Raw genomic sequence first — 13635 nt, forward strand, 5'->3', positions numbered from 1 at the left:
GTGGTTGTGCGGCGTCGCCGTTTCTCCAGGTGGTCCCTAGGGTGTTACTGAAACCTTGAGCTCTCGACCGAGAGGCGCTACTTTCTTAACCAAGCGATTGCTTGTTTACGAAGGGCGTAACTCATGACCGTTTTTCCCGAATGGGGAACCCTCCCGCAGATGCTCCGTCGGCGCGCGTACCAGGATCCCGACCATGTGGCCGTCATTGATGGCGAGCACGTCCTCGACCTTGCAGAACTGCGCACGCAGGCTTCGAAGATTGCCCGCGCGCTCATCTCTCGCGGTATCGAGTCCGGCGACCGGGTTGCCGTGTGGGCACCGAACTGCTGGCAGTGGGTAGCCGCAGCCTTCGGCATCTGGGACTGTGGGGCGATCATCGTTCCATTGAGTACCCGAGCAAAAGGCATCGAGACGACGGAAGTTCTCGAGCGTACTGGATGTCGCGCACTGGTGATGACAGACAGCTTTCTCGGCACCGACTATTTAGGACAGTTGTCCACTGCCGCAGGCGAGCCCGGAAACGGGGTTCCATTCTCCCGGCTCCCCCACCTGAGCACTGTGGTTCTCTTGAGCGGACGCCCGTCACTTCCGGGAGCATTCACCTGGGACGACTTCTTGGATCTGCACCGCACCGTCGACCTGGACGTCGCCGAAGCACGCGCGCTCGCCGTGGACCCTGAAGACATCTTCGAGATCTTGATGACCTCCGGAACCACGGGGCAACCCAAAGGCGTGACGTTGTGCGGCAATCAGATCCTTCGCGCGTACTGGGACTGGGCAGAGATCTGTGGGCTCGGAGCCGGAGACCGACTCCCGGTTGTCAGCCCCTTTGCACACGGATTCGGAATCAACGCCGGAATCATCGCCTGTGTCGAACGGCTGGCAACGATCGTTCCAATCGCGGTCTTCGATCCTGACAAGGCACTCGATATGGTCGAAGAGCTACAGCTCACTGTGCTTGCCGGCCCACCGAATCTTTTCGCCAAGATCCTCTCGGACCCTACGCTGACAGAACGCGACATCTCCTCGCTTCGATGGGCCGTTGTCGGCGCCGCCAGCGTCCCCGACGAGTTGGTGGTGTCCATGCAAGATCGCCTCGGTTTCGAACGTGTCACCAACGCATACGGATTGATCGAGGGATCCGTCGTGACCATGACACGAGCAGGAGATCCTCCGGAAGTCGTTGCAGCATCTGCCGGTCGTGTCGTATCAGGAATGGAAGTCCGCCTCGTCGACGCGGACGAAAATGTAGTGCCAACCGGTGAACGGGGTGAGATCCAGATCCGTGGATACGGTGTGATGAAGGGTTACTGGGACGCTCCACAGCTGACAGCAGATGCGTTTGCTCGAGGAGGTTGGTTCCGCACAGGCGATGTCGGCTCATTCGATGCTGACGGAAACCTTCGTATCGTGGGACGCACGAAGGAGATGCTCATCGTCGGCGGGTTCAATGCATATCCCGCAGAGATCGAGAGCCTCCTACTCCACCACGCCGATCTCGCACAAGCCGCCGCCATCGGCGTGCCCGATAACACACTCGGTGAAGTGGTTTGGGCATATGTAGTTCCTAAACCCGGTGCGACACCCACGGAGGAAGAGCTCATCGCATGGGCACGCGAGAACATGTCGAACTACAAGGCACCACGACGAATGTTCCTACTGGACGCGCTTCCCACCACCGCAAACGGAAAGATCGACAAGGCGCGACTCGAGCAGCACACCAGTGAGCTGGGAGTCCGAGTGCGATGACCTCGAGCGCCGGCACTAAGAACGAAACATCGGATTTTGCCCTAGCCGACTACATCGCTATCCAGAAACTGATCCACCGCTACGCGTATCTTATCGATTCGGGACAATTCGACGAAATGGGCGCGCTGTTCGATCGCGCCGATGTGTACATCGGAGGAGAACTCGCGGTGCGCAACGACGGTACGGCTGTCTCAAGGCTCTGGGAGAGCTATGTCCGCATGTATCCGAACGGTACGCCTCGTACCCACCACATCGCGACCAATGTATCCATCGAACCCGACGGTGTCGGAATCGCTCGCGCTCATTCCTACATCCTCGTCGTCCAGAACCCCACCGACGTCCCGCTCGTGCCCATCACAGCCGGCGACTACCTCGATCGGTTCGTCAAAGACGAAGGCGTTTGGTACTTCAGCGAACGCCGTGTCGGAAACGATCTTTTCGGTGACATGTCCCATCACCTCACCCACCCGATGCAAGTCAACCCGAATGCGGCACCGCAACGGTGGGACCTCGTCTGATGTTCGCCGGCGTCCAGATGTTCACATCCGCAGAGTCCATCACCCCCGCCGATCTGGCCGCTATGGCCGAAGAACATGGCTTCGAGTCGGTGTTCTTCCCGGATCACACACATGTCCCGGTCGGAGACACATCTTCCGATTATTCGGGCCATGACGTGCCGGAGTACTACCGGACGGTCCTGGATCCAATCGTAGCGATGACCGATGCCGCCCGGGCGACATCCACCATCAAGGTCGGTACAGCGATCTGTCTCATCACAGAACGCGATCCGATCATTCTTGCCAAGCAGATCGCATCCATCGATCAATTGTCATCCGGCCGAGTGATCCTCGGTGCCGGCGCGGGCTGGAACGACCAGGAAATGCGCAACCACGGGGCGGACCCGGCCAATCGGTTCGGACTGTTCCGCGAACGAATCGAAGCAATGACTGCGATTTGGAACCACGACGAGGCGTCCTTCCACGGCAAGCTCGTCAACTTCGATTCCTTGTGGTCCTGGCCCAAACCTGTGCAGCAGCCGCGGCCACCGGTGCTGATCGGCGGCAACGGCCCGAGCATTCTTCGACGTGTAGTCGCCTACGGTGACGGATGGATGCCGTTCCGTGACGGCACGAAGCAAGTCGACGACGACCTGTCCGGAGAACCAGAAGACTTCGAAGACTCACTTGCACACCGGATAGGTGAGTTACGGGTCCTGGCCAAGGATGCAGGACGCGGCGTACTGCCGGTGACGCTGTTCAACGCCTGTCCCCATCCCGCAGCACTCAACCGGTATCGGTCCATCGGGATCGATCGGGTCGTTTTCTGGCTACCTACCGCTGACCACGGCACGACACTTGCGACGGTGAAAGCACTCGCGCATCTGCTCGACTGTCTGCGTTGACGTACTCACGTCAACGGAAAGTGGCACGCTACGGACCGGCTAGTTGCTACCTCAATCATCGGAGGCTCTGCCGCCGCACAAATCTCTCGCGCACGGGAGCATCGAGTTCGAAAACGGCAACCTGACGGTGGGGCCAGAATCGACGGGACTTCTCCTACCGGGAGAGGCTTCCGCTGATCGACATGCGGATCCGGCACAGGCACCGCATCGAGCAAGGTCCTCGTGTAGGGGTGCAGCGGCGTATCGAACAGATCCATGGTCGGACCGATCTCGCACACCTTTCCGAGGTACATAACCATCACTCGGTCACTGATGACACGAACGACACTCAGGTCGTGCGAGACGAAGAGCATGGTCAGGTGATACTGCTCTTTGAGATCCTCGAGCAGGTTCACGATTTGTGCCTGCACGGACACGTCGAGGGCCGACACCGGTTCATCGCAGATGAGCACCTCAGGTTCCATCGCCAGGGCACGCGCGATACTGATCCGTTGACACTGACCTCCCGAGAACTCGCCAGGCAGACGCTCGCCTACGATCTCCACGTCGAGACCTACCGATTCCATGGCTCGCCGCACCCGTGCTGCCGCATCGGGCACTCGCCAGATGGACAGGCCTTCCCCGATGATGTCCCGGACCTTCCGGCGGGGATTCAACGCCGAGATCGGGTCCTGGAGTACCACTTGGAGTTTGCGGCGCACCCTTCTGAGCTCTCGTGGCGACATTGAAGACAGATCCTGTCCAGCGAATTGCACCGTACCTGCAGTGGAAGGGGCCAACTGGAGCACCGCTTTTGCCGTAGTCGACTTTCCGCATCCGGATTCACCGACGATACCGAGTGTCTCACCTCGGTGGACTCGAAAACTCACGCCGGCCACAACGGTCGTTGATCCTCCACGCCCGTCGGGGAACGCCACTTCGAGATCTTTGACGTCGAGCACGACCTCGTCGGCGGCTCGATCGGATTTCACAAACGTGGTCACCGGAAGATTCCTTCCTTTATGTCCGTACCGTCCACCGGGTTATGACAGGCATAGCGATGGGTTTCGCCGCTGGGGCGAAAATCAGGCTCTCGAAGACAGTCGTCTGTCGCGTGCGAGCACCGCGGTGCAAAACGGCATCCTGGCGGTAGGGACAGTGGGTCCGGCGGACGACCACTGATCGAGAACAGTCGGGCGTGCGGCACGGCATCCACCCGGGGAGTCGATCGAAACAGGGCGGACGTGTATCGGTGCCTCATTCCCCCGAACAGGGAGCGAGTCGAGGCCGATTCGACGATTCGCCCCGAGTACATGACCGATACCTCATCGGCATGTTCGGCAACGACGCCGAGATCATGGGTGATGAGAATCAACCCCATCCCCCGCTCGCGGCGAAGTTCGTCGAGCAGCTCGAGTATCTGGCGTTGCACCGTCACATCAAGGGCGGTAGTCGGCTCGTCCGCTATCAGAAGATCAGGCTTACATCCGATCGCCATCGCAATCATCACACGTTGTCGCATTCCCCCCGACAGCTCGTGTGGGTACTGATGGAGGCGCCGTTCGGGATCGGAAAGACCGACCTGTTCCAACAGATCCGCCGCCCTACGCCACGCGTCACGCTTGCTCAGGCCGAGGTGAAACCGTTGCGGATCAGCGATTTGGGCCCCGATCTTCCGTACAGGATTCAGCGCCGTCATCGGATCCTGGAACACCATGGCGATCCGTGGCCCCCAGAAGTGCTTCTTCTCCACTGGAGTGAGAGTCGCGAGATCTCGACCGTCGAAATACACACTCGAGCCGGATCCCACAGAAGCATTGCGGGGCAGCAGGTTCATGATCGTTCGAACGAGTACGGACTTGCCCGAACCGGATTCGCCCACAATTCCGTGTGAACGGCCTCGATCGACCATGAATGACACCCCGTCCACCACACTCGATGGCCCCCGTGGCGTATCGAACGTCGTGGTCAGATTTCGAACTTCCAAAAGCGGATTGTGCATGGTAGCTCTCTTCGCTTGTCGAGATGCCTAGTGCTTACGTGGCCGAGGATCCCACTTCTGTTGTGCCCAATCACCTATCTGGTTCAAGGCCAGCACGGTGAAGAAGAGAACTGCGCCTGGCACGAAAACCAAGTGGGGATGATTCGACAGCTCGGTCTGGCCCGCTGCGATCATGTTTCCCCAAGTAGGTTCGGGACGTTGGATGCTCAGCCCCAGGAAGCTGAGCGACGACTCCGCGACGATCAGCACCGCAACCACGACGAAAGCATAGGCAACAGTCGAGGCGACGACGTTGGGCAGGAGCTCGCGCGCGAGGATACGAGGGGACCCTGCGCCCAGCGCCTTCGCTGCCATGACGAAGTTCCTCTGTGAGTACGACATCGTATTGGCACGGGCCAACCGAAAGAACGTAGGGACTGCCAGAACGCCTAACGTCAAGGTGACATTCCGTACGCTCGGCTGAACCACAGATGACAGCGCAAGCAACAGAATCAACGGTGGAAAAGCCAGAAGCGAATCGTTGAGGAAGTTCAAGATCGCATCGACCCTTCGCCGGTGATACCCCGCGAGTAGTCCGAGGCTTCCCCCGACAATGACTCCGATCAACACCGCACCGAACCCTACGATCAGCGATGTGCGGGCCCCGTATATTACTCCGCTGAGGATGTCCAGGCCTTGCCGATCCGTGCCGAACGGGTGCGCGGAGAAAAGGTCCGGAGAGGCCAGGATCGGTGCAGACAGTGTCGCCGATGGATTGCGGCCCTCTGATAGCGGCAGGAAGTCGACGACGAGGACGGCGACCAGCTCGACGGTCATCCAAACGATACTGAGCCAAAGACCGAGAGCTCGCGCGCTCTTCGCACCGCGGTATCGGCCGCGCCCGGCGCGCGCCGTCGGTGACGAGGAGCGACCTTCCGCAGCTGCGACGGAACCACCGTCGACTGGTTCTTCGACCTGTTCAGACACTGACATGACGAGTCCTCGGATCAAGGTAGAGATAGGAAAGATCGACCAGGGCATTCACAAGCACATAGAGCGCCGCCACCGTCAACACGGCGGCTTGCAGAACCATGAATTCCTTTTTCGACACGCTTTCGACTATCAAGGTGCCCATACCGGGCAGACGGAAGATCGTTTCCACGATCACCGTTCCTCCGAGGAGTCGTCCGAAGCTGATACCCGCAATGGTCACCAATGAGAACGTCGACGGTCGCAAGGCTTGTTTCACCAGGATGTGACGACGCGGCATGCCTTGCGCGCGGGCGGCCAGGACGAAATCCTCGTTCAAGGTGGTCACCATGTCACTTCGAAGGACGCGTGTGAGTTGCGCGCTCTCGGTCAATCCGAGCACGAGTACCGGCAGAGCGACAGTACGGAGGTTCTCGACGAGCGTGCCGTCGCCGATACGCACGAAGCCCTGGCGTGGGAACTGTGGAAAAAGTGAGACCAGAATTAGGCCTACAACCAGGATCCCGATCGCGATCAGCACCATGTTTCTACGCTCACGTGCCGTCCTCGACTCGGCGCTGCGCAGCGCTGCGACCAAAAAGACGGCTGCGGACAGAACCGCTGCCGCCGCGATCGAGATCCTGACTGTGTCCGGCCTGAAGACCACCACGTAGATGACAATGAGCGCAAGTAGAAAGCTCGGAACGGAGATCAGGCCGAACGAGATCGTGGACGCGACTTTGTCGAAAGCGCGATCATAGCGGTAAGCCGACCACGTACCGACCGGAAGTGAGATTGCCAGGGCTACAGCCACAGACAAGACCGCAATCTCCAACGTCACCGGCAATCGATTGGCGATGAGCTCTGTTACATCCTGGATCGGCGGTACGAGGGTGTGCCCCAAATCTCCGTGCCGGAGACCTCCCAGCCAGTCGAGATACCGAACCAGCCACGGTTTGTCGAGTCCGAGTTCCTCGCGGACAGCTGCGTATTGCTCCGGCGTTCCTTCCGCACCCACTACCGCTACTGCTGGATCGCCCGGTACCAATTCCACGAGGAAGGCCGTTGCAAGGCTCACGAGCACGAGGACTGGAACGACACGACCGAATACAGCAGCGATTCTGCGTGTTGTCATCGCGTATCCTTTTCCCTCATTTGATCAGGCCCCTGCAACGAACGCCTTGTCGTAGCGAAGGACACTCCCTCTGGTCACGAGCAACCCGCCGATCTGGATCGAGTGGATGTTGTCCTCCTCATACGCTGCGATATTGGCGATCACGGGAGACTCGTCGAAGATCTGCTGCATCTGGGCGACGATCTCCTTCTTCTCATCCACCGAAGAAGCAGTTCGTAGGTCGGCCAGTGCTTCGTCCATTCGTGTGTCCGAGTATCCGTAGTAGTTCGACATACTCTGGCTGTTCAACTGCCGGTTCATCAACGCCCACATGCCCTCGTCCGTGTAGTTCGGACCCCATATGACCAAGTCGTAGTCCCTGTCCGACGCAACCGTGCCGAGAACCTCGGTCAGGGACTTGTCGGTGTCGAGTTCGACGTCGAATCCCACGCTTTCGAGAACCGCTTCGACAGCGATCGCTTCGTTGATTCGAATGGGACTGTTGTCTGCCAGGAGACGAAGGGAGCCATCCCATCCCGATTCCTTTGCCTCTACGACCAACTTCCTGGCCAGTTCCGGGTCGTACGCCGGCCCTTGTACACCCGAATAAAGACCCGGTGTGTTCTCGTGGATGAGTGCCGAGGTTGCAAGCGCCGTCCCGTTGAAGACTCGCGCGTTGATCGCATCCGGGTCGATCGCAGCAACAATCGCCCTACGCAATCGGTTGTCCGAAGTCGGCCGTCCGGGCGCAGAGTTCATCACGACACCTTCACCGTAGTTGTACAGCGTGGGCAACGTACCGAACCCTTCTTCGCGTGCTTGGGCAATCGCCGGCGGCTCACGTAGCAATGCCACGTCCACTTCACCTGTCCTGAGCGCATCCAGAGTCGATTCGGCACCTTGGATACTGATGAACCGAAGCGTCTCGATGCAGACCGGCCCGCCCCAATAGTCTGCCTTGGCAGACATCACGATCTCCTCGCCCGGCGCGTACTTGATGAGTTCGTACGGTCCGACGCCGGCGCCCTGCGGATTCAGAGCGAACTGTTCGGCACCGAGTTCAGCCACTACGCGCGGATTCGTCACCATGCCGATGTCCGTCGCCAGGACGTGCGGAAAGTCCGGATATGGACCGTCAAGGGTGAACTGTACGGTCAGAGGATCGAGAACCTCCATGGAGACAATGGTTTGCGCCTCTCCCCTCGAGACTTGAGTGTTCTGCGGCGACTGATGTCTTTCCACACTCTGCTTGACGTCCTCGGCACTGAGCGGGTCACCGTTGCCGTATCGGACCCCGTCACGCAGAGTGACTGTCCAGACGCTGAAATCATCATTGGGCGAAAGAGACTCGGCCACGTGCGGTTCATAGGACTGCGATTCGACGTTATACGTGACCAGCGTGTCGAACAACGCCCTGGATCTCAGTGCCCCCGCTTCCTGCGGCACCGGGCTGACCGACCGGATCGAGTCCACGCGGAGCCAGAAGCGTTGCATGAGTGACAGACCCCCCGATCCTGTCGGTTGTACACGTACCGTCGGCCACTTCCGTGCTGCTTCCGCCTGCACTGGCACACCCCGCGACCGTCCCGAGCATGGCTGCAACCGCCACAACAACCGACTTTCGGAGTCTCATGCATGTTCTCCTTGTGTTCGAGTACGGCCTACGACCGCACGGATTCCTCCGCTGACCGCCGTCACTCCCCGGCTCTATGCCCAACGACGTGTCATGTGTTCAGACCTGGTCAGTCGTGGCTGGTGGCCGGGACGAGTTGTCCCTAGGGATGTGCGGGATTCTTGGCCCCGGATGAAATAGTTACTGAGCGTGCACTTGCTCGACCATATTATGACCTAAGTCACTGATGTCAAGATTGCGAGTTCTCGTGACGTTCAGCGTGACTCGACCTCGAGCGATGACTCGCTGACGGGCACTCCCCGGTAACCCACGCCAGCACGCACTGCTCGCCGGACGTGTGCTGGCAGCACGGCCGATCAAGTTGCCAATTTGAGCATGCGCTTGGTTAAATACAGGATAGTCTCAGGATGTTCGCCCGTGGGTGATGGTCACCCTGAAACGCTCCCGCGGAAGGAGGGCAACGAGGTACACATCTCCGATACGCACGCCGGCGAATGAGCAATGCCGGGGTTGACTGGGCGCTTGTCATACCTGTCTCACCGAACGGGTTACGACGCTGTCATTGGGTACGTGTCAGCCCAGGACGATCGGCGTCTCGCCTACACAGCGCTGAGGGGTGGTTATGCCCCTCCCCTCGGAGCGGACTTCAAGAACGACTTCCTCGGACAGACTTCTTTCCTCAGGGCCGAGCGAGGCATTGCGCAGCTCGCTCGGAGACGGCCGACCATTTGACAGTGACTACTGTCAGTAAAGTGACCTTATCGAGGCCCGTACTGTTCTGCCACTACAAGACGCAGGCACGCAACGGTACTGCCGACAGGCCAGGGGTTCCGAAACGGTAATCGAGCGTTCCGTTTTCTGGGTCTTCCGGATGACGTCGCCATCGACACAAACCGGGGACAGCCGGAAGCGGAGCGACTACGACGCCCGGTCACGTTTGTGACCACGCCATCGAACTCGAGGTGTACCGCACAGGAGCCTTCGTGCGCACTTTGGGGGAGGACTGAGGGAGGCATCGATCACGGATCGCCATCCACATGGTTTTCGAACTCGGCATCAACCGGCGGAGCTGGGCGCTGCCTCTCGTACAGCCCTGTGGTAGTGAATCCTCCGTGGGATTCGCACCGTCCGCCTCGGCGGATCCCGGATTAACTACGTTCCGTAGACCGGCGTCGGCGGCTGCGACGCTGCGATCAGCTTCTCGACGACGGGACCGAGTTCCTTCGGATCCCAGCGATCGCCCTTGTCGATCGCCTCACCGTGGCGCCATCCGTCGGCCAGCGACACCTTGCCGCCCTCGGCCTCGAACACGCGACCGGTCACGTCCTTCGCTTCGGCACTGCCGAGCCACACGACCAGCGGCGAGACGTTCTCCGGCGCCATGGCGTCGAAACCCTCTTCGGGTGCGGCCATCATCTCGGCCATCGCGCCACCGGCCCCGACGGTCATGCGGGTGCGTGCCGAGGGCGCGATCGCGTTGACGGTCACCCCGTAGCGGCCGAATTCGGCTGCGGCCTGGATCGTGAGCGTCGCGATACCGGCCTTGGCGGCGGCGTAGTTGCCCTGGCCGATGCTGCCCATCAGGCCGGCACCCGAGCTCGTGTTGATGATGCGGGCGTCGACCGGGTTGCCGGCCTTGGACTCGGCGCGCCAGTAGGTCATGGCGTGACGCATCGGCGCGAAGTGCCCCTTGAGGTGCACGCGGATGACGGCGTCCCACTCCTCCTCGCTCATGTTGGCGAGCATGCGGTCGCGCAGGAATCCGGCGTTGTTGACGAGCACGTCGAGCCGGCCGAAGTTGTCGAGGGCGGTCCTGACGAGGTTCTCGGCACCGGCCCAGTCGGCGACGTCGTCACCGTTGACGACGGCCTCTCCCCCGGCCGCACGGATCTCCTCGACGACCAGCTCACCGGGGCTCTCCCCCGTGGCGGTTCCGTCACTGCCGACACCGATGTCGTTGACGACGACCTTCGCACCCTCCGCGGCGAAGGCGAGGGCGTGGGCGCGACCCAGTCCTCGCCCGGCGCCGGTCACGATGACGACGCGCCCGTCCAGCAGTCCACTCACTTCGTCTCCTTCGTTTCGGCCGCTGCCATGTAGGCAGGGCGTTCACCGCCGCCGTGGACGGTCAATGTCGATCCGCTGACGTAGGCCAACAGCGGAGAGGCCAGGAATGCGGCGCAGTGGCCGATATCTTCGGGCTGGGCCAGCCGTCCCAGCGGAACGGTCTCGCCGACCGCCGCGTTCTACGCGACCCTCCGGCGCCATCAGCAGACTGGGTTCGACGGTCTGCGCGTGGAACTTCGGACTGGCATCGGCCGGCAACGCATAGGGCGAACCGTCGGCATTGTCCATCCTCGCGTCGTTTCGGCATGCGAGAACACCTTGGGGGTCATAGCTACGCCGATCCCACGCACGACGCTCGGAGCACGACGATAGCCCACCCAAAATCGCTTTCATCACGACACCAAGCAACTGCTTGGTCAACACGAGTCCGAGGCCGAAGCATCAGGAGATCTAAAGCCGACATGGAATAGCGAGATGACTACGGTCACCGGCAACTATCTACTTATGGAACCATCGCCTTCAGACGGCTCGACCTGACTCAGTAAGGTCCTTGCCACAAGCACGGTCCGGCCACGCTCGTCGAACTGCATACCACGGCCACCTGGTCCGAGACGCTGACCGCATCAACGATCAGCTCTATGAACTCCTGGTATAGGGTACGCACGAACCGAACGCACCAAGACAGTTTCGAGTCATCCGACGACGCCGGCGCGGCGTTCGTCCTCGCTCGTTCCGCCCCAGATGCCGTAGGGTTCGCGGGTATCCAGTGCGTGGCGCAGGCACTGTGCGTGCACGGGACAGGTCCGGCAGATGTGTTTCGCTGCAGCGATCCGGGCGTCGCGGGCTTCACCGCGTTCGTGGTCGGGGTGGAAGAACAAAGCGGCATCACGCTCTCGGCACGCGGCACTTAGTTGCCAGTCCCATGATTCAGCAACCGGTTTCGGCAGCGTGAGTAGCTTTAGGGCCGGCACCGTCGGATTCCCTTCGTCATGTCCCGAATGGTGCGGATGAGAGTGTCGGTGGAAGCGTCCCCGGTGTCCGGACCCGAGTCCGCGGTCAGCGCGGGCTGCAGCGTGAGAGCTTGGGTCTTGCCGAGTTCGACACCCCACTGGTCGAACGAGTCGATGCCCCAGATCACCCCCTGCACAAATGTCTGGTGCTCGTACAACGCGATCAGCTGCCCGAGCGTGCTCGGTGTCAATTTCGGAGCCACGATGGTGGTCGAAGGCCGGTTACCGGGCATCACTTTGTGCGCCACCAGGGATTCGCCTGCGCCGTCGGCAGCGACCTCGTCGGCGGTGCGGCCGAACGCGAGCACCTTGGACTGGGCGAGCATATTTGCCAATAGGACCCGGTGCATGCTGCCGGTCCCGTCGAGGGTGGGCAGATCGTCGGTGGACTCGGCGAAGCCGATGAAGTCCGCCGGAATCAGCCGGGTGCCCTGATGCAATAACTGAAAGAACGCGTGCTGACCGTTCGTGCCGGGCTCGCCCCAGAAGATCTCACCAGTGTCGTAATCGACCGCGGTGCCGTCGCACCGCACCGACTTGCCGTTCGATTCCATCGTCAGCTGCTGCAGATAGGCCGGCAGCCGGGCCAGATCCTGACTGTAGGGCAACACCGCGCGGGACTGGGCCCCGAATACACTCGAGTACCACACCCCGAGCAACCCCAATATCACCGGGGCGTTGCCCTCGAGTGGAGCAGTGGCGAAATGGGTGTCGATCGCGTGGAAGCCGGCCAGCAGTTCGCCGAATCGGGCCGGACCGATCGCACACATCACCGACAGCCCGATCGCCGAATCCACCGAGTAGCGGCCGCCGACCCAATCCCAGAATCCGAACATGTTCACCGGGTCGATGCCGAACGCCGCGACCTCGGTGGCGTTGGTCGACACTGCCACGAAATGCGCCGCGACAGCGTCCTCACCCAACGCAGCGACCAACCAGCGCCGCGCAGCGGTGGCATTGGTCAGGGTCTCGATCGTGGTGAAGGTCTTCGAGGCAACCACGAACAAGGTGGTGGGCGGGTCCAGATCGTGCAGTGTTGTGGTCAGGTCGGCCGGGTCGATGTTGGCGACGAATCGCACCTGCGGACCGTCGGCGAAGTGACGCAGTGCGCGCGTGACCATCGCCGGGCCCAGGTCCGAGCCGCCTATGCCGATGTTGACCACCGTGGTGATCCGCTCGCCGGTGGCGCCGCGCCACGTGCCCGAACGCACTCGGTCGCAGAACTCTGCCATCTTCGCCAGCACGGTATGCACGTCGGTGACCACGTGCTGACCGTCCACTTCGAGGCGCGTCTCCGCAGGCAGACGCAGTGCGGTGTGCAGCACGGCGCGGTCCTCGGTGGTATTGATGTGGGCGCCAGTCAGCATGGCATCGCGACGGTCCTCGAGGCCGCAGTCACGGGCCAACGCAAGCAGCAATGCGAGCGTGGTGTCGGTGATCCGGTGCTTGCTGTAGTCGATGTACAGTTCCCCCGCCCAGACGGAAAATCGCCGCGCCCGAGATGGATCCGCCGAGAACAACCTCCGAAGATCGACTGTCTCGAAGTCCGCACGATGTCGGAACAACTGTTGCCACGATGCGGTATCGGTGAGCTTCCCTGTGGCCGTAGTCATTTGAACTCCTTGCATCTCAGGCGAGTGCGCGCAGGCGGGGGGCGAGGTCGCGCTCGAACAGTTCCAGGAACCGCTTCTGATCATGACCCGGCGCGTGGAACACCAGATGATTCAACCC

11 protein-coding genes and 1 pseudogene are annotated in these 13635 nt (G+C 61.1%); 3 read left to right on the forward strand and 9 right to left on the reverse strand.

Annotation, left to right across the window (positions count from 1 at the left end; all coding sequences use genetic code 11):
* The first annotated feature begins 159 nt into the window (after positions 1 to 159).
* From ACLBYD_RS29460 to ACLBYD_RS29470, 3 genes are read left to right on the forward strand one after another with little or no spacing between them, the layout of a single operon-like run.
* On the forward strand, positions 160 to 1749 hold the full coding sequence (locus ACLBYD_RS29460; protein ID WP_447818126.1) for an AMP-binding protein: 1590 nt from the start codon (positions 160 to 162) through the stop codon (positions 1747 to 1749).
* Positions 1746 to 2267, forward strand: a complete 522-nt coding sequence (locus ACLBYD_RS29465; RefSeq protein ID WP_447818062.1) for a nuclear transport factor 2 family protein — start codon at positions 1746 to 1748, stop codon at positions 2265 to 2267. The genes ACLBYD_RS29460 and ACLBYD_RS29465 overlap by 4 nt, the downstream gene beginning before the upstream one ends.
* Positions 2267 to 3151, forward strand: coding sequence for an LLM class F420-dependent oxidoreductase (locus tag ACLBYD_RS29470; protein WP_447818063.1), 885 nt, complete (start codon positions 2267 to 2269; stop codon positions 3149 to 3151). Before ACLBYD_RS29465 ends, ACLBYD_RS29470 begins: the two co-directional genes overlap by 1 nt.
* Before the next feature lie 5 nt (positions 3152 to 3156).
* Here the strand turns inward: ACLBYD_RS29470 and ACLBYD_RS29475 are convergent, their stop codons facing one another.
* From ACLBYD_RS29475 to pgi, 9 genes and pseudogenes are all read right to left on the reverse strand, one after another.
* The gene (locus ACLBYD_RS29475; protein WP_447818064.1) at positions 3157 to 4134 is read right to left on the reverse strand and encodes an ABC transporter ATP-binding protein; all 978 of its coding nucleotides are present in this window, start codon (positions 4132 to 4134) and stop codon (positions 3157 to 3159) included.
* Positions 4131 to 5132 (reverse strand): ABC transporter ATP-binding protein, encoded by a 1002-nt coding sequence (locus tag ACLBYD_RS29480; RefSeq protein WP_447818066.1) that lies wholly within the window; start codon positions 5130 to 5132, stop codon positions 4131 to 4133. Before ACLBYD_RS29480 ends, ACLBYD_RS29475 begins: the two co-directional genes overlap by 4 nt.
* Positions 5133 to 5159: 27 nt before the next feature.
* A complete protein-coding gene (locus ACLBYD_RS29485) occupies positions 5160 to 5948 on the reverse strand; it encodes an ABC transporter permease (RefSeq protein ID WP_447818068.1) in 789 nt (262 codons plus the stop codon).
* A 142-nt stretch (positions 5949 to 6090) separates the two neighbouring features.
* Positions 6091 to 7215, reverse strand: coding sequence for an ABC transporter permease (locus tag ACLBYD_RS29490; protein WP_447818069.1), 1125 nt, complete (start codon positions 7213 to 7215; stop codon positions 6091 to 6093).
* Between the two features lie 24 nt (positions 7216 to 7239).
* Positions 7240 to 8688: an ABC transporter substrate-binding protein gene (locus tag ACLBYD_RS29495; protein ID WP_447818070.1), complete on the reverse strand. Its 1449-nt coding sequence runs from the start codon at positions 8686 to 8688 to the stop codon at positions 7240 to 7242.
* 1291 nt (positions 8689 to 9979) lie between these two features.
* Positions 9980 to 10894 carry an SDR family oxidoreductase gene (locus ACLBYD_RS29500; protein ID WP_447818071.1) on the reverse strand — a complete coding sequence of 305 codons (915 nt, stop codon included), beginning with the start codon at positions 10892 to 10894 and terminating at the stop codon, positions 9980 to 9982.
* Positions 10891 to 11070, reverse strand: a pseudogene (locus tag ACLBYD_RS29505) (SDR family oxidoreductase); the annotation flags it as partial. The gene ACLBYD_RS29500 and the pseudogene ACLBYD_RS29505, both read right to left, overlap by 4 nt.
* 516 nt (positions 11071 to 11586) lie before the next feature.
* Positions 11587 to 11865 carry a WhiB family transcriptional regulator gene (locus ACLBYD_RS29510; RefSeq protein WP_447819229.1) on the reverse strand — a complete coding sequence of 93 codons (279 nt, stop codon included), beginning with the start codon at positions 11863 to 11865 and terminating at the stop codon, positions 11587 to 11589.
* Positions 11853 to 13517, reverse strand: coding sequence for a glucose-6-phosphate isomerase (gene pgi, locus ACLBYD_RS29515; RefSeq protein WP_447819230.1), 1665 nt, complete (start codon positions 13515 to 13517; stop codon positions 11853 to 11855). Before pgi ends, ACLBYD_RS29510 begins: the two co-directional genes overlap by 13 nt.
* Positions 13518 to 13635: the final 118 nt, after the last annotated feature.

Source organism: Rhodococcus sp. C26F (assembly GCF_053345925.1).